Source organism: Actinomadura chibensis NBRC 106107 (assembly GCF_001552135.1).
GTDB lineage: Bacteria > Actinomycetota > Actinomycetes > Streptosporangiales > Streptosporangiaceae > Spirillospora > Spirillospora chibensis.
The window spans coordinates 123,096-139,624 of the sequence record NZ_BCQP01000029.1 but is presented as its reverse complement, the minus strand read 5'-3'; the positions used below and the strand labels follow the sequence as shown (position 1 = coordinate 139,624).

6 protein-coding genes are annotated in these 16,529 nt (G+C 75.9%); 4 read left to right on the top strand and 2 right to left on the bottom strand.

Annotated features, from left to right (window positions below; genetic code table 11):
• Window positions 1-141 precede the first annotated feature (141 nt).
• From ACH01S_RS17855 to ACH01S_RS17840, 4 genes are read left to right on the top strand one after another with little or no spacing between them, the layout of a single operon-like run.
• Window positions 142-2,190, top strand: coding sequence for a VMAP-C domain-containing protein (locus tag ACH01S_RS17855; RefSeq protein WP_067892560.1), 2,049 nt, complete (start codon window positions 142-144; stop codon window positions 2,188-2,190).
• Window positions 2,187-3,212 carry an AAA family ATPase gene (locus ACH01S_RS17850; RefSeq protein ID WP_067892556.1) on the top strand — a complete coding sequence of 342 codons (1,026 nt, stop codon included), beginning with the start codon at window positions 2,187-2,189 and terminating at the stop codon, window positions 3,210-3,212. The genes ACH01S_RS17855 and ACH01S_RS17850 overlap by 4 nt, the downstream gene beginning before the upstream one ends.
• Window positions 3,209-6,013: an FxSxx-COOH system tetratricopeptide repeat protein gene (gene fxsT, locus ACH01S_RS17845; RefSeq protein WP_067892555.1), complete on the top strand. Its 2,805-nt coding sequence runs from the start codon at window positions 3,209-3,211 to the stop codon at window positions 6,011-6,013. Before ACH01S_RS17850 ends, fxsT begins: the two co-directional genes overlap by 4 nt.
• 34 nt (window positions 6,014-6,047) lie before the next feature.
• Complete coding sequence (locus ACH01S_RS17840; protein ID WP_067892554.1) at window positions 6,048-9,578, top strand: P-loop NTPase fold protein; 3,531 nt, start codon at window positions 6,048-6,050, stop codon at window positions 9,576-9,578.
• 8 nt (window positions 9,579-9,586) lie between these two features.
• Here ACH01S_RS17840 and ACH01S_RS17835 read toward each other — a convergent pair whose 3' ends face one another.
• Both ACH01S_RS17835 and ACH01S_RS17830 read right to left on the bottom strand, forming a co-directional pair.
• Window positions 9,587-9,991: a DUF5959 family protein gene (locus ACH01S_RS17835; protein WP_083980819.1), complete on the bottom strand. Its 405-nt coding sequence runs from the start codon at window positions 9,989-9,991 to the stop codon at window positions 9,587-9,589.
• Between the two features lie 42 nt (window positions 9,992-10,033).
• Entirely contained in the window at window positions 10,034-16,528 is a 6,495-nt protein-coding gene (locus ACH01S_RS17830) for a HEAT repeat domain-containing protein (protein WP_067892551.1), read from the bottom strand.
• Window position 16,529 lies beyond the last annotated feature (1 nt).

Genomic DNA, 16,529 nt, shown 5'->3' with positions numbered 1-16,529 from the left:
GGAACGGGGGCCGCGCGCGCTCGCCGCGGAAACCTGGCGAGGGTCTTCGGTGTCCGAAATAATGGCGGTTCGGATGACCCAGGGTGGTGAGCGGTGAACTGGCCGAGCGTGCCCGGTGACGCGCCTCCGTGGTGTGTCCGCGTGCTCGACCAGCAGGGGCTCGTCGCCGGTACCGGATTCCTGATCGACCACCACCTGGTGCTGACCTGCGCGCACGTCGTGGCGGGCGGCGGCGGCGCGGCGGGGCGCCCGGCCGAAGGCGTCCGGGTCGAGCTGCCCGCGTTCGGGCAGGACCGGTCGGCCAAGGTGCTGCCGGGCGGCTGGCTGGCCGCGTCGTCCGGGCCCGCGCCGTCCGGGGCCGCGCCGTCCGGGGCCGCGCCGTCCGGGGCCGGGGACCTCGCGGTGCTGAGCCTCGTCGGGCCGTCCGTCCGGTGCGATCCGCTTCCGGTCGTGCGGCCGGACGAGCACGTCCCGCCCCGCATGGAGGTCCGGTACTTCGGCTATCCCGGCGACGCCGACCGGGGGATGTGGATGTCCGCGCGCGTCTCGGCGAGCGGCGACCGGGCGGGGGGACTGCGGTCGCTCGACGTCGACTCCCCGGGCCGGCTCGGGCCGGGATTCAGCGGCGCGGCCGTCCTGTCCGCCGAGACGGGGAACGTCGTCGGCGTCCTCACGGCGGCGGCGCCGGAGCGCACGGCGCTCATGCTGTCCGCGCGGGCCGTCGCGGAACTCTGGCCGCCGCTCGCCGGGCTCGCCGCGCCGCCCGCCCGCCCCGCGCGCCTGTCGGCGGCGGAGGCCGGGACGATCCTCGACGCGCTCATGGACATGCCCGACCTCGCGAAACGTCGGCTCCGCGCCCTCTACGCCGACCTGCTCGGGGCGGAGCTCGGGGAGCGTCCCGACATCGGGGTCAGCCGCGAGACCCGCCGCGAACTGTGGTTCCTCGTCAACTGGTGCGCCGAGCGTCCGGGCGCCTTCCACGCGCTGCTGGACGTCGTCCGGATCTTCCACCCGGCGAGCGTCGAGGTCGAGCAGCTCGCGGAGCGGATCGAGCGCGTGGTCCCGCCGCCGCTGCTCACCGAGACCGAGCGGGCCGACCTGCTGCGCCTGGTCGAGGGCACGCGGACCGCACCGGCCGCGCCGCCCGGCGGCGCCGTGGCCGGAACCGTGATCAGCCCTGGGATCGGAACCGTGCTCGGCGCCGTGGTCGGCCCTCTCGGCGGCGGCTCGATCGGCGCCCGGCCCGGCGGGGGCGGCGACCTCCCGTCCACCATCCGGACGCTGGAGGACGCGCCCGCCTCCCCCGCCGGCGTCCCGCCGCTGCTGGAGTTCGTGGCGCGGCTCGCCGGGGAGGCGGCGCCCGAGGTCGGCACGCCGCTGCGGGCCTGGCTGCGCGGGGTCGCCGACCGGCTCGGCCTGCCGCCCGCGTCGCTGCCGACCGGACGCCCCCGGCGGCCGCCGCCGGACGCCCCGTCCTACCTGATCGTCCGGCTGGAGGAGGACGGGCTCGACGCCGACCACTTCCTGCTGACGGCGTCGTTGTCGCAGCGCCCGGACGAGCCGCCGACCGTGCTGCTCAGCCCGGACGAGGCGGTGACCCTCCCGGAGGCCGAGCGGCTGGTCGGGGAGCTGATCGGGGAGCTGGTCGGCACGGTCCGGACCGGGACGCCGCCGGGGGGCGCCGACGACCTGGTGATCGAGTTCGTCCTGCCCCGGATGCTGCTCAACGTCCCGGTGGACGAGTGGCGGTTCGGGCACGCCGTGATCGGGACGCTGTTCCCGGTCGTCGTCCGCAGCCTGGAACGGGTCGGCGCGTCCCGGGAACGGCGGGCGAGGGAGGACCTGGCGGACGGCCGGACGGTCCCGGTCCTTCTGCCGGTCTATCTCGCGGACGACGGTCCCGACGGGGTGCTCGACGCGCTCCGCGGCGGCGTCTCGGTCGCGGTCTGGCATCGGCGCGACCCGGGCCCGGCGGCGGCCGCCGAACTCCGGTCCCGGCTCGCCCGCACGCCCGCGGGCGACCTCCCCCGCCTGGTCCGCGACCTGCGCCGGGAGGCCGCCACCGCGCCCGCCGACGCCGACCACCCAGGAAAGGGCCTCCAGGTGATCTTCGACGATCCGCACCGCGTCCCGGACCGGCCGGGGGGTCTGCACGTTCCCGAGCGTTCCGAGGGAGACACGAGCCGATGACCGCGGAGACGGCAGGGACCGGGCTCCAGACCCACCGCGTCTACCAGGGCACGGGGGTGCCGCACGACGGCATCCAGCGCCTTCCGCCCCCGCCGCCGTGGCGCGACTTCGGGAACGCGGGGACGTTCCAGGACGGCCCGCCGCCCCCGCCGCCCGAGCCGGTCGAGGTCGGCACGTCCCTGCAGCGGGCGCGCTCCTACAAGCCGGACGCCGGCGTGGTGGACGTGGTGAACGCCGCGCTTATCCTGCGGCGTCCGCTGCTGGTCACCGGCATGCCCGGCACCGGGAAGTCGACCCTCGCCTACAGCATCGCCTACGAGCTGAAGCTCGGACCCGTCCTGTACTGGCCGATCACGCGTTCGTCGGTGCTGCGCAACGGCCTCTACGAGTACGACGCGATCGGACGGCTGCAGGAGACGAACATCGCCTCGTCCAGCGGGACGCGTCCGGCCGACATCGGGTCGTTCATCCGGCTGGGCCCGCTCGGCACGGCGCTGCTGCCCGCCCGGTACCCCCGCGTCCTGCTGATCGACCAGCTCGACCAGAGCGACTTCGACCTGCCGCACGAGCTGCTGTCGGTGATGGAGGAGGGCGAGTTCCAGATCCCGGAGCTGATGCGGATCGCGGGCGCGGAGCCCGCGGCCGCCGTGCTCACCGCGGACGGCCGGCGGGTCGTCGTCCCGGACGGCCGGGTCCGCTGCCACGCCTTCCCGATGATCGTGATCACCAGCAACGGGGAGCGGGAGTTCCCGCCCGGCTTCCTGCGCCGCTGCCTGCGGCTCGGCATCGCGCCGCCCGGCGTGGCGCAGCTCGTGGACATCGTCACCGCGCACCTCGGCCCCGACCTGACCGCGCGCAGCGGGGAGCTGATCGAGAGCTTCCTCGCGAACCGGGCCCGCGGCGACGTCGGCGTCGACCAGCTCCTCAACGCCATCTACCTCTCCACCTCGTGGGACGGACCGGACGCGCGGCGGCTGGCCGACGTCCTGCTCAGGACGGCGGCGGCGGACGGCCCCGGATGATCGACCGGCTGCTCGGCGCGCTCGGCGACCTCGGCCTGCGACCGACGGGCGAGGAGATCGCCGACGCCTTCTGGCTGGCCTCCCACACGGGCGCCCCACCGCAGTCACCCGCCACACCGCCACCCGAGGAGGCACCGCGGCCCGCCGTCGCGGCGCTGCCCGTCCGGGTGCCGGGGCCCGCCATGTCGGGGACGGCGGGCATGCCGAGCGCCGCCGCGCTCGCCCGGGCGTTCCGCCCGCTGCGCGACGCCGGGACGGGCGCCCGCCGGGTCCGGCTCGACGAGGGGGCGCTCTCCCTCGGCGCGCCCGACCTGCTGCTTCCGGAGACGCGGACGGTCCGGGACCGTCCCTTCGACCTCGCGCTCGTGGTCGACACGGGGACGTCCATGGACCTGTGGCGTCCGGCGGTGCGGTGGCTGCGCACGGTGATCGAGCATCTCGGGGTGTTCCGCGACATCCGGATCTGGACGGTCGACACCGACCGCGCGCCCGGCGAGGGGCTGCCCGCGCTCGGCACGGGCGGGGGCGCGTCCGGCCGCCGTCCCGGCGAGGTCGTGATGCCCGCGCGGCGGCAGTGCGTGCTCGTGCTGAGCGACTGCGTGGGCGACGCGTGGCGGACCGGCGCGATGCGGCGGATGCTCGCCGGGTGGGGGCGCAGGCAGCCCGTCGCGATCGTGCAGGTGCTCCCGCAGCGGCTCTGGCGGCGGACGGCGCTGGACCTCACGGCCGTCCGCTGGCAGTGCGCCTCGCCGCCCGGACGGTCCAACGACCGGCTGGTCTGCCGCGACCGCGCCGACGGGACGGCGCCCCGGGGCGTGCCGATTCCCGTCCTGGAGCTCCAGCCGCGCTGGCTGAACTCGTGGGCGACGGTCATCGCCGGGACGGGCACGGGCTGGGTCAACGGCCTCGCCCACGTCGTCGGCGAGCGCGCCGAGCCCGCGGCAGCGGACGCGGACGGGGCAGGGCCGGAGCCGTCGCCGTCCGAGCGGGTCGCGCGTTTCCGCGCGGTCGCGTCCCCGGAGGCCGGGAGCCTCGCCCGCTGCTTCGCCGCCGCCGTGCTGACCCTGCCGCTGATGCGGCTCGTCCAGGACGAGATGGCGCCGCACTCGACGAACGGGCACCTTGCGGAGGTCTTCCTCAGCGGGCTCCTGCTGCGCCGGGACGACGCGGGCCGCGCGGGCTCCCCGGACGGCGTCCGGTACGACTTCCTGCCCGGCGTCCGCGAGGTCCTGCTCGCACAGTTGTCGCGGACCGAGGCGACGCGCGTGCTGGGCGTCCTCTCCGACGCGTTCGGCTCCCAGCGCTCCCTTCCGGACGACCCGTCATATCTGGCGTTCGCCGAGGTCCGCCGGACGGTGCTCCAGTCGGTGCGCGGTGCGGGCAGGCCCGTCGGCGGACGGCGCGTGACCCAGGCCATGGGCGGCGCCCCGGACGAGCCGGTCCGCGCGAAGCGGGCGCCGATCTGGGGTTCGGTGCCGAGCGCCAACCCGCGTTTCACCGGACGCGAGCCGATGCTCGCGGAGCTGCGCGCCAAGCTGGAGACCGGCGGGTCGGCCCTGCTGACGTGCACGCTCCACGGGATGGGCGGCGTCGGCAAGACCCAGCTCGCCATCGAGTACGCGCACCGGTACGGGGACGACTACGACCTGGTGTGGTGGGTTCCGGCGCAGCAGCGGGCCGGTGTCCGCGTCTCGCTGACCGAACTGGCCCACCGCCTCGGACCGGACGTCGGCGGCCCGCCCGGCGCGCGGTCGGCGGGCGGCGAGCCGTGGTCGCGGGCGCTCGCGGCGCTGCGCAGCGGCGAGCCGTGCGGCCGCTGGCTGCTGGTCTACGACAACGCCGACCGTCCCGAGGAACTCGGCGAACTCCTCCCCGAGGGGCCCGGCCACCTGCTCGTCACGTCGCGCAACCCCGTCTGGTCGCTGCGGACGGACGCGATCGACGTCGGCGTCCTGACACCGGAGGAGAGCGTCCGCCTGCTGCGCCGCCACCTGCCCGCCGGCCGCGGCCTGTCCGACGCCGACGCGGCCCGCATGGCGCAGGCGGCGGGCGGGCTGCCGATCGCGCTCGTCCAGGCCGCCGAGTGGCAGGCGTCGACCAGCATGCCGATCGACGAGCACCTGCGGCGGTTCGAGGACGTCCTGCCGTCGATGCTGTCGGACGACCTCCCGCCCGGCTACCCGGTGTCGCTGTACGCGACGTGGCAGATGGCCATCGACCGGCTCCGCGCCGACAACCCGGCGGCTGTCGAACTGCTGGAGCTGTGCGCGCTCTTCGCGCCCGAACCCATCCCGCTCGCCATGCTGGCGACCGACGCGGACACCGTCCTGCCCTCGGCGCTCGGCGGGACGCTCGGCGACTCGCTCGCCCTCGACCTCGCGCTCCGCGACCTGCGCCGCTTCGCGCTCGCGCGCGTCGACCCCGCCCGCCGGACGGTCGAGGTGCACCGGCTGATCCAGGCGGTCGTCCGCCGCAAGGAGTCGATGTCGCCGCTGCGCCGGGTGGGCCTCGCGCACGCCGTCCACCTCCTGCTGCTGCGGCACGCGCCCGCCGACCCGGCCGACCCGGCCAACTGGCCCCGGTTCAAGGAGATCCAGCCGCACCTGCTGCCGTCCGAGGTGTACGACTGCGACCTGCCGGAGGTGCGGGGGCTCGTCCTGTCCCAGGTGCGCTACCTCCAGGCGAGCGGCGACCGGCGCAGCGCCCGCGAACTCGGCGAACCGGCCCGGCTCCGCTGGACGGGGATGTACGGCAAGGACCACCCCGACGTCCGGGCGATGACGCGGCAGTTGACCGCCTGACCCCGGTGACGCTGGTGACGAGGAAGGGAACGCGGTGACCGGCGACAGAGCGCAGGACCCCCGCGCCGAGGCGCTCCGCGAGTTCGGCGAGGAACTGCGGAGCGTGCTCGACAAGGCCGGTAGCCCGCCCATCCGGGAACTGGTGCGGACCAGCGAGCACGAGGGCGGCCTCCGGCTCAGCGCGACCACCGTCCGCGACAAGCTCACCGGACGGTCGGCTCCCACCTGGGAGTTCGTCGTGACCTTCGTGAGCGTCTGCCGGCTCCTCGCCGATAAGGGGCGGTTCCCGACCGACGTCCCGGCCTTCGACCTGGACCACTGGCGGACCCGGCACACCCGGCTGATGCGGATGCTGGCGGCGGAACCCGCCCCGTCGCCTCCGGCGGAGGTCCGGCGGGACTTCGCGGCGTTCGCGCTGCCGCCGCTGCCGTCGCCGCTGCCGCCGTCCATGGCGGACTCCGGCGGGGGCTTGCTCCTTCCACCGTGGCTCAGGCGATCGGCGATCGGCGGACGGATCCCCCGGCTCACGGTGATCAACGGCCTGCCGGGGGTCGGCAAGACCTGCAGGGCGATCGCCATCGCCGACCGGATGGCGGACGAGTTCCCGGACGGGGTCCTCTTCGCGAACCTCGCGCACCTGCATCCGCGGTCGGAGCGGGTGAGGACCGTCCTCGGCGGCCTCCTCCAGGCGCTCGGCGTCGCGCCGGACGCGGTGCCGGAGACGTTCGCCGAGCGCACCGCGGCGCTGCGCGACCTGCTGGCCGCGCGGCGGCTGCTGATCGTCCTCGACGACGTGTCCGCGTCCGACGGCTCCGCGCTGGTCGAGGCGCTGCTTCCCGGGGACGACGGACGGTCGCTGCTGCTGGTCACGTGCACGCGTCCCTTCGACATGCTGCGCGAACACTTCGTGGAACTCACGGGGATCTCGGAGGAGGACGGGCTCGCGATCCTCTCGGCGGCGGTGGGCCCGGAAAGGGGCAACTCGGACGGGGCGTCCGAGCTCATCCGGCTGTGCGGCGCTTCGCCGTTGATGGTGCACCTCGCCGGGGCGCTGCTCGCCGCGAACCCGTCCATGCCCATGGGGAGCCTCGTCCTCGCGATGGGCGGGGCCAGGGAGTCCCGGCGCGAGCGGTGGCTGCTCGACCGGCTCTACGGGAGCCTCCACGACGCGGAGGCGCTGGTATTGCGCAGGCTGGCGCTCGTGGACGAGCACGAGGAGATCCCGCGCGGCCTCCTCCCGTTCCTCGTCCGGGACGAACTCGCCCCGGACGAGGCGGACGGGGTGATCGACCGGCTGGTGGGCCTCCACCTCCTCTACACCTGGCAGGACGGCCAGGTCATCCGCATGCACGACCCCGTCCGGGAGTTCGCGCGCGAGCGCGCCGAGGAGGCGGAGGAGGCGATCGAGCTCGCCGCCGTCCGCGACCGGGCGCGGCGGTTCTTCCTGATGGAGCGCGGGCACCGCCCGCAGCCGGAGCCGACGATCACGCGGGACTACTGGACGCTCCGCGACCGCCTCTCCTACTCCCACTACGCCGACGCGATCGCGGAGTTCATCCGGCACCGGCAGACGCGTCCGCCGCTCACCATCGGGCTGAAGGCGCCGTGGGGCGCGGGCAAGACATCGCTGATGCGGATGGTCCAGAACAACCTGGACCCGCGCGACGGCGAACGTCCCCGCGCCATCCGCCTGGACCACCGGCGCCACCGCACCAAGCCGTCCCGATGGCGCGGGATCCTCCGGCGGCGGACCACCGCCCCGGGATCGGCGGTCACCAACCTGGAGATCCTGCTCCACTCCGACGAGCCCGGCCCGCGCGACCCGACCGCGGGCCTGCGCGCCCATGTCACCGAGGACGCTCCGGTGCTTCCCGGCGACTGGCGTCCGACCGTCTGGTTCAACCCGTGGATGTACCAGAACGGCGAGCAGATCTGGGCCGGGCTCGCGCACGAGATCATCACGCAGGTCACCGAGCGGCTTCCCGTCGCCGACCGGGAGCGGTTCTGGCTCAGGCTCAACCTCGCGCGGATCGACCGGAGCGTCATCCGGCGCCGCTGGTACCGGCTGCTGGCCGAACGGCTCCTGCCGTTCCTCGCGGTGTGGGTCGTCGCGTTCCTCGTCACCCTCGCCTGGCTCGCGGTCGGGCAGCTCGTCGACCCGCTGCGCGGCGTGCTGCGCGGGGTGTCCGCCGCCGTGCTCGGCACCGGGACGGTCGTGCTCCTCGTCGGCGGGGCGGGGCAGACGCTGTCGTTCCTCGGCAAGGCCGCGTCGGGGCCGCTGTCGGCCCTCGTCCGCAAGCCGGACATCCTCGGCGGAAGCCAGCGCCTCCTGGCCGACCAGGCCAAGACCGGCTTCGACACGATCATGCCTGACCCCGGCTATGCCGGACGGCTCGGGTTCCTGCACCTCGTCCACAGCGACATGAAGCGGGTGCTGGACCTCATCGCCACTCCGCAACGTCCGCTGGTCGTCTTCGTGGACGACCTCGACCGCTGCTCGCCCAGCGCGGTCACCCAGGTCATCGAGGCCGTCAACCTGTTCCTCGCGGGCGAGTTCCCCAACTGCGTGTTCGTGCTCGGCATGGAGCCGGGCGCGGTCGCCGCGCACGTCGAGGTCGCCTACCAGGACCTCGTCAAGGCCCAGCGCGACGGGCGGCTGGCCGGGGACTGGTCGACGCTCGGCTGGCGGTTCCTGGAGAAGATCGTCCAGCTGCCGCTGAGCGTCCCGGCGCCCGGCGGGGACGGCGAGATCGAGGACTACCTGCGCTCCCTCGTCGAGGCACGGGCCCCGGAGACCCGCTCCGTCGCCCCACCGGCCGGAGAACGCCGCGCGGCGGGCCGACCTCTCCGCACGCGACGACCGGCCCCCCTACCGGACCAGCCCCGCCCCGGGGGAACACCGGAACTCCCGACGCGCCCGGAGCGGGCCGAGACCCCCTCGATCGCGGTGATCGCCGAGATCGAGCGCCGGATCCGCGCCCGCCAGCCGACCCCGGAGACGCTCCGCGAGACGGCCCTCGCCGTCCAGCGGGAACTGCTCGACCTGCCCGAACCGCTGCGTCCGATGACCCTGGCCGCCGCCGACCGCGTCGTGTCCGACCTGTACAGCGACCTGGACGCGCACGCCGTGCTGGCCCGCTCCCTGCCGGTGCTCGGCTCCCGCAACCCGCGCGAGATCAAGCGGTTCGTCAACCTGTTCCGGTTCTACAGTTTCGTCGCGGAGAGGCAGCGGCTCCTCGGCGCGCCCGCCCCCGACCAGGAGCAGATCGCCAAACTCGCCGCCTTCGCGATCCGGTGGCCGCACGTCATCAGCATGCTGGGCGCGTCGACCGCGGTCGCCGCGTCCGAGCACCCCCTCCAACGGCTGGAGCGCGCGGCCCGCGAGGGCGACCCGTCCGGCTGGACGACCGAACTCCGCGCGGTCTTCCCGGTGTTCGACGTCCCGTCCGACCAGTCCGCGGACGCCGCCGCGTCCCCCGCCCTGCCCCCCGGCTGGGGCGACGACCTCCGCGCCTTCCTCCGCGAGGGCCCCGAAATAGCCCCCATCGCCCGCCGCTTCATCTGACCGGCGTGCTATTCGGTCTGGAGTTTGCGGATGGTGGCGAGGCGGTCGTAGTGGTCGTCCAGCCAGCCTTCGGGGACGGCGATGAGGAGTTCGGCGGTGGTGGACGAGCCCGCGCGGTCGATGACGGAGACGAGGAGGCGGTCGTCGTCGTCCAGTTCGAGCCAGATCTCCGGGGCGCGCTTGTCCTCGCGCCAGGCCGTGTTGTCGCCTTCGTGCAGGTCGTCGAGGACGGTCTCCCATTCGTCCAGGTCCTCGGCGGCCACGGAGGTGGCCAGCGCGCCGTTGACGAAGGCGCTGCGGACCTCGATCCGCCCGGTCAGCCCGCCCCCCTCCAGCTCGCTCACCCGGAGGACGACGCTGTTCCCGTGCTCGTCGGCGAAATGGATCAGGTCCGGAATGTCATTGCTCGTCACCGGGCTCATCGTAGTTAGCGCGCCGCTCGCCGCGGGACGGTTTCAGCGGGCGGTCTCGCGGCGCCAGGCCACCCAGCGGGCCGGCCCCGGGACGTGGAACGCGGCGGCGGCGTTCTGGAGTTCGGCCAAGACGCCGGGGTCGTCCGGCTCCCGGACGCCGACGGACTCCATCGCGCGCATCGCCACGTCCTCGTCGGGGTCGGCGGCGAGGCGCAGGAGGGTCGCGGTGTCGAGCGGGCCGGTCACGTCGAGGAAGTTCAGGGCGGTGTAGCGGATCGGCGCGACCGGGTCGGCCAGGGCCTCGCGGGCCAGGGCGCGGACGGTCTCGTCCGGGCGCGTGTAGAGCGCCGCCAGCGCCGCGCCGCGCAGGCGCGGGCAGTCGTGGCGCGTCGCGGCCAGCAGTGTTTCCCGGGTTTCCGGGTCGTCCGGCCACCAGGTGGCGAGCGCGGCGAGGGCCGGGCCGTGCGCGGCGTGGTCGTCGCCCAGCGCCGCCGGGACGAGCTCCGGCCGCAGGTCGGGGTCGTCGCCGCGCAGGTGGGCGGTGATGAGCGCGGCCCGGCGCGGGTCGCCGTCCCAGAGGGGGAGGAGGCCGGGCGGGGTGAGCGGCAGCGGGCGGTCGCCCGCGCCGAGGACGTGCCGCCGGGCCCCCTCGGTGGCGGCGTTCGGGTCGCACGCGCCCGGCCACGGGTCCTCGGCCCGCGTCCGGGCCGTCTGGTGGAGGAGGCCGAACGCCACCCGGCGGATGTACCAGTCGCGGTCCGCCGTCATCTCCCGCAGCGTCTCCACGGTCTCCGGGTCGAACGGCCGCCGGATCACCAGGTGCCGCATCGCCAGCGCGCGCAGCGCCCAGTACGGGTCGGTCCGCGCGGCGGGGACGAGCGCGTGGCGGCCGTCCGGGTGGTAGCCGTCGGAGAGGACGGCGTGGGCCTTGTAGCGGACGCCGTCGTCCTCGTCCGCGACGGCGCGCTCGACGGCGGCGAGGCAGCCGGGGTCGCGCAGCCACAGCGAGCCGATCTCGCGGAGCGCGGAGTGCCTGACCACGGCGGATTCGGCGGCCGCCGCGTCGCACACGGCGCGCAGGGTCGCGGGCTCGTCCGGCCAGCGGAGGACCAGCTCGTGGACGGCGTCGGCCCGCCCGGCGGGATGCCCCCGCCCGGCGGCGCGGACCGTCTCGGCCAGGTCGCGGGGGCCGCGCCGGTCCCGCCGGTCGAGCGTCTCGCCCGCCATGTCGCGGTCGTCCTGGCCGGGGCTGCGGCTCAGCAGGCGCAGGGCGTCCACGGTCTCGGGCGCGTCCGGCCACTGGACGAGCAGCGCTTCGAGCGCCGCCGCGCGGACGTCGTCGTCCGGGTCCCCGGCGCGCCTCGCCAGCACCCGGACGGTCTCGGGGGCGGAGGGGCGCAGCGCCGCGAGCCAGCTCAGCGCCCGCACCCGCACCCGCGCGGACGGGTCGGCGGTCTTGCGGCGGAGCCACTCGTCGTGGCCGGTGTAGAGGCGCGCGACGAGGTCGATCGCCGTGTCGCGGACGTTCGGCGCCGGGTCGTCGAGCGCCCGCTCGATCCAGCCCCGGCACCGGGGGTCGCCGGGCAGCGCCGTCGCGAGCCCCCACAGCGCCAGCTCGCGGACGGCCTCCGACGGCGACCGCAGCCCCGCGTCGAGGACGGCCGCCGCGTCCGGGTCCGGCATCCGGCGGACGAGGTCGGCGAACGCGAGGCCGCGGACGGGCCACTCCTCGTCCTGGAAGGCGATCCGGACGGCGCGCCGCGTCTCCGGCGCGTCCGGCCAGGCGAGCAGCAGCCGCGACAGCCCGGTGGCCCGGACGCGCGAGTCGGGGTGCGCCACCGCCGCCGCCGCGGCCGGGCGGTCCAGCGGCAGCGACCGCGCCTCCGCCGCGCCGAGGAACGCGAGGCACACGTAGGCCGTGCCGCGCAGCCGGGTCGTCTCGTCCCAGAGCAGCCGTCCGACCAGGGCGGGCGTCTCGGGGTGCGTGGACCAGCGGGTCGTGAGGGCGCCGAGCGCGGCGAGCCGGACGTCGTCGCTCGGGTCGCACACGGCGCGGGCGACCCGCGCGAACACGCCGTCGGCGTCCCGCCAGCGCAGGCTCAGCGCCCTGACGCAGGTCCGGCGGACCTCGGCGGAGGTGTCGTCGGACGCGGCCAGCACCACCGAGGCGGCCTCCGGGAAACCGGGGCGGTGGGCCGCGAGCGCCTCCACGGCCCGTTTGCGGGCCTCGGCGTCGTCGTCCTGGCAGCCCATGGTCAGCCGGTCGAAGGTCTCGGGGGCGTCCGGCTCGGCCAGGACGAGCGCCTCCAGCGCCGTCCGGCGGACGTCGCCGGACAGGTCGTCGGTCATCCGCCGCACGGTGGCGCGGGTGGCGGGATCGAGCCGCCACCGCACCAGCAGGGCGCGCAGCGCCAGCCCCCTGACCTCGCCCTCGGGGTCGCGGGTGGCGGCGAGGACGGCCGCGCGGACGCGGTCCTCGTCGCGGTCGGCGGCGAGCAGCGCGCCGAGGGCGAGGAGCCGCACGTCCGGGTCGTTGTCGGCGAGGGCGCGCTCGACCGCCGCCCAGGTCTCGGGGTCCGCGCCGAACCGCTCGACCAGGGAGGCGAGCGCGGTCCGCCGGACGGCGCCGAGCGGCGAGGCGAGGGCCGCGGTGACGTGCGTCCGCCGCGTCCAGCCCGCCTGCCAGCGCCCGGCGAGGAGGCGGCGGGCGCTGCGCCGGGCGCCCCGGTGCGGGTCGTCGAGCGCGTCGGCGGCGCGCCGCTGGTCGGCGCCGAGCGCGACCAGCGCCTCCAGCGCGGCGTCGCGGATCAGCCCGGCCGGGTCGCGGGTGAGCCGCTCGATCGCTTCGACGGCGGCCGGGTCGTCGCCCCAGCGCGCCGCGAGGGTTTCGAGGGCGACCTTGCGGACCATCCAGGCGGCGTCCCGCGCGCCCGCGAGGAACACCGGAAGCAGGGCCGGGTCGCCGCCCCAGTGCGCGGCGAGCGTCTCCATCCCGGTCTTGCGGACGTCCGCCTCGAACTCGCACACCGAGGACAGGCACGCGTCCCGCAGCTTCGGATGGGCGGGCCAGTACCGCGACAGCACGCGCATCGCGGCGACGCGGTTCGCCGCCATCGGGTCGGCCGTCGCCCGCAGGACGGCCCGCAGCACCTCGGGACGCCCGGCGCGGTGCTCGCCGACGAGTTCGAGCGCGGCCTGCCGGACGTCGTCGTTGCGCGGGTCGCCGAGCCGTTCCAGGAGCGCCGCCGCGGGGTCGGCGTCGCCGTCCGCGCGGCGCGCGACCGCGACCGCCGCCGCGCACTGGACCTCGCCGTGCGGGCTGCGGCAGGCGCGGCGCAGCGCGTCCAGGGTCTCCGGACGGTCCGGCCACCGGCTCGCGAGCTGCTCGACCGCGACCGCGCCGACCTGCGGGTCCGGGTCGGTGACGGCGTCCAGGACGGCCGGGTACGTGCCGGGGTCGGCGGCGAAGCGGTCCGCGAGCGCGCGGATCGCGGCCTGCCGGACGTCCTCGTCCACGTCCGCGGCGGCGTGCCGCAGCACGGCGAGGGTCTCGGTGACGCGCGCCCACGACGAGTCCAACGCGCGGACGGCGGCGCGGCGCACCGACCAGTGCGGGTCCCGCGCGGCGCGGTGCACGGCGTCGAGGGTGCCGTGGCGCGTCGCCCAGTTCGCCGTGAGCTGCTCCAGCGCGGCCTCGCGTACGTCGGAGTCGGGATCGTCGAGCCGCCCCTGGACGGCGGCGAGCGTCGCGGGCTCGCGCGGCCAGCGCGCGGCGACCTGCTCGACCGCCGCCCGCCGGACGTCGGCGGCGGCGTCGTAGAGCGCGTCGTGGACGGCCGCGCGGGTGCCGGGGTCGTCCGGCCAGTGCGCGGCGAGCTGCTCGACGGCGGTCTGCCGGAGCGCGTCGGCGTGGTCGCGCAGCAGGTCGGCGACCAGCTCGCGCGTTCCGGGCTGGTCGGGCCAGCGCTCCACGACGGCGAGCAGGCACGTCCGCCGCTGCCCGGCGACGCCGTCGTGGCGCGCCATGTCCGCGAGCATGGCCCGGACGGACGGGGTGTCGGAGTACAGCGCGGCGAGGATGCGCGGCGCGAGGCGGCAGGCGCGCCAGCTCACGAACGCCGACGCGTGCCGCCGGAACCAGTGCAGGAAGTGGTCGCGTCCGGGCCAGGCGGGGCCGATGGCGGCGATGGCGGGCAGCGCCGCCGTCTCCAGCCGCTCCTGCCGGTCGTCGGCGAAGGACCGGTCGGGCGCCCGCAGCAGTTCGATGATCGCGTCCAGCAGGGCGCGGGCCGACCGCTCGGCGGACCCGAGACTGCGCACCTCGGCGAGGCACTGCACGGCGAGCGTCACCGCGCCCAGCGGCGGCTTGTCCAGGACGGTCGTCCGCACCGGCTCCACCCGGTGCAGCAGATGCTCCAGCAGGCGGCCGGTGACGGTGGCGTCCACCATTCCGGCGACGAGGCGGAGCACCTCCGTCCAGGCCGGGTCCTCCCAGTGGACCTCGAAGACCTCCTCGCGGAGCTGCTCCTCGGTCAGGGCGCGGGTCTTCTCGAACCGGGCGACGATCTCGCTCGCGCAGAAGAACTCCAGCAGGGCCCGGTGCACGAACCCGTAGATGCGCGGCCCGTACCGCGCGAGGACGAAATTGCGCTCGTGGAACTGCTCCACGATCGCGTTCGCGATCGCGGTGGCGCGGGCCAGGTCGTACTGGAAGCGCCCTTGCAGGTAGCCGACGATCTCCTCGACGAGGTCGTCCTTCCAGATGTGGTTCCCGGCGAGGCCCTCGGTGCCGAGCTGCATGCGGTAGGCGAGCCTGCGCAGCAGGTCCTTCTTGTCGTCCTCGCGGATCACGTCGGCGTCGACGCGGGCGTCGGAGAGGTGCTTGTTGACGTCCCAGTGCTCGACCAGGACGCCGGCCGCGTGGTCGTACACCTTCCAGCGCTCGCGCGGCAGCTCCCGGTGCTTGCCGATGATGGCGAGGATCGTCAGCAGCAGCGGGTTCCCGGCCAGCTCGCGGATCGGCGGGGAGTCGTCGATCGCGCCGGTCAGCCGCAGCCGCCGCTGCTCCGCGAGGGCCGGGCGGTCGTGCAGCGCCAGCCCGTACCAGGACGTCAGGAACTCCTCGATCTGGTCGCCCCCGAGATCCTGGACGGTGTAGTGCGTGAACCCCGCCTCCTCCAGGATCCGCCGCCGGTACCCGACGATCCGGGACGTCACCAGCACCCGCGCCGTCGGATGCGACGACGCGAACCAGGCGATCTCCCGGGCCACCGCCTCCCGCTCGCGCGGGTCGAACAGCTCGTCCAGCCCGTCGAAGATCACCAGCGCCGGGCCGCCGCCGGACAGCCGCGCCTCCAGCGCCTCGGCCGGGACGCCGAGCCCGTCGGTGCGGGCGCGGTGGGCCAGGTACTCGCCGAACCCGGCGCACCGGTTGCGGGCGCGCTCGGCCGCGTAGTCGCGCAGCTCGATCAGCACCGGCTCGTGGCCGTCGAGGTCGGCGAGCCGCGGGGGCAGCCGGTCCTGTGCGAGGGCGAGCGCCAGGTAGCGGGCGACCGTCGACTTCCCGGCGCCCGGGTCGCCGAGCAGCACGCACAGCCGCTCGGCCGGACGCGCCGCCACGTCGAACAGCGCCCTGGTCGGACGCGTCCGGTACACCTGGCGGACCTTCTCCAGGTCGTCGCGGTTCAGCCCCAGGCCGCGCGGGACGTCCGACGGCGACAGCTCCTTGGCGTCCTGGAGCTTGCGCCACAGCTCCTTCGGCAGCTCGACGGGCGGCGCGTCCTGCCGGACGTCCGGCTCGACGAACACGTCCCGCAGCCAGAGCTGGAGGTACTCCTCCCGCTCGGGCGGGGTCAGCGCCTCCAGGTCGAGCCGCCCGTACTCCTCGATCAGCCGCCGCCGGTACGCGCGCCAGTGCGCGGCCGTCGCCGCGTCCGCCCGCGAGGCGGGCTCCTCGCCGAGGCCGCGCGGCGTCACCAGCTCCTCGACGCGGGCGCCGAGGTCGACCGCCGTCGTGAACTCCTCGCAGCCCTGCCCGGACGCCAGCTCGGCGCGGAGCGCGTCGACCCGGCCCGCGGCCTCGCCGCGGTCCATCGCGCCCGGCGGCCACGGCTCGCGGTCGCTCAGCAGGAACACGAGCGACTCGACCCCGGCCTCCCGCGCGGCGCGCAGCTCCAGTTCGGGCAGCGAGTGCTCGCGGCCCTCGGGCACCGGCCCGTACCGCCACGCGAGGACGCAGATGAACAGGTCGCAGCCGCGCACCTCGGCCAGGTGGTCGGCGAGCGGCCGCGCCGCCGCGTCGGACTCGACCTCCTCCACCCCGACCCGGCGCAGCGCGCGGCGCACCTGCTCGCGGTGGTCGCGCAGGTCGTCCGACGTCCAGGAGACGAGCACGCGCAGCGGCTTCTTCCGCGCGCGCGGCTCGCCGTAGTAGGCGGTGTTGTGGACGGTCACGTGCTGGTCGCGTCCGGCGGTGTAGGCGTCACGCTCCGCGGTGACGTCCTGGCGCGGCGGGTCGGCGTCGTCGGGGGCGGTCACC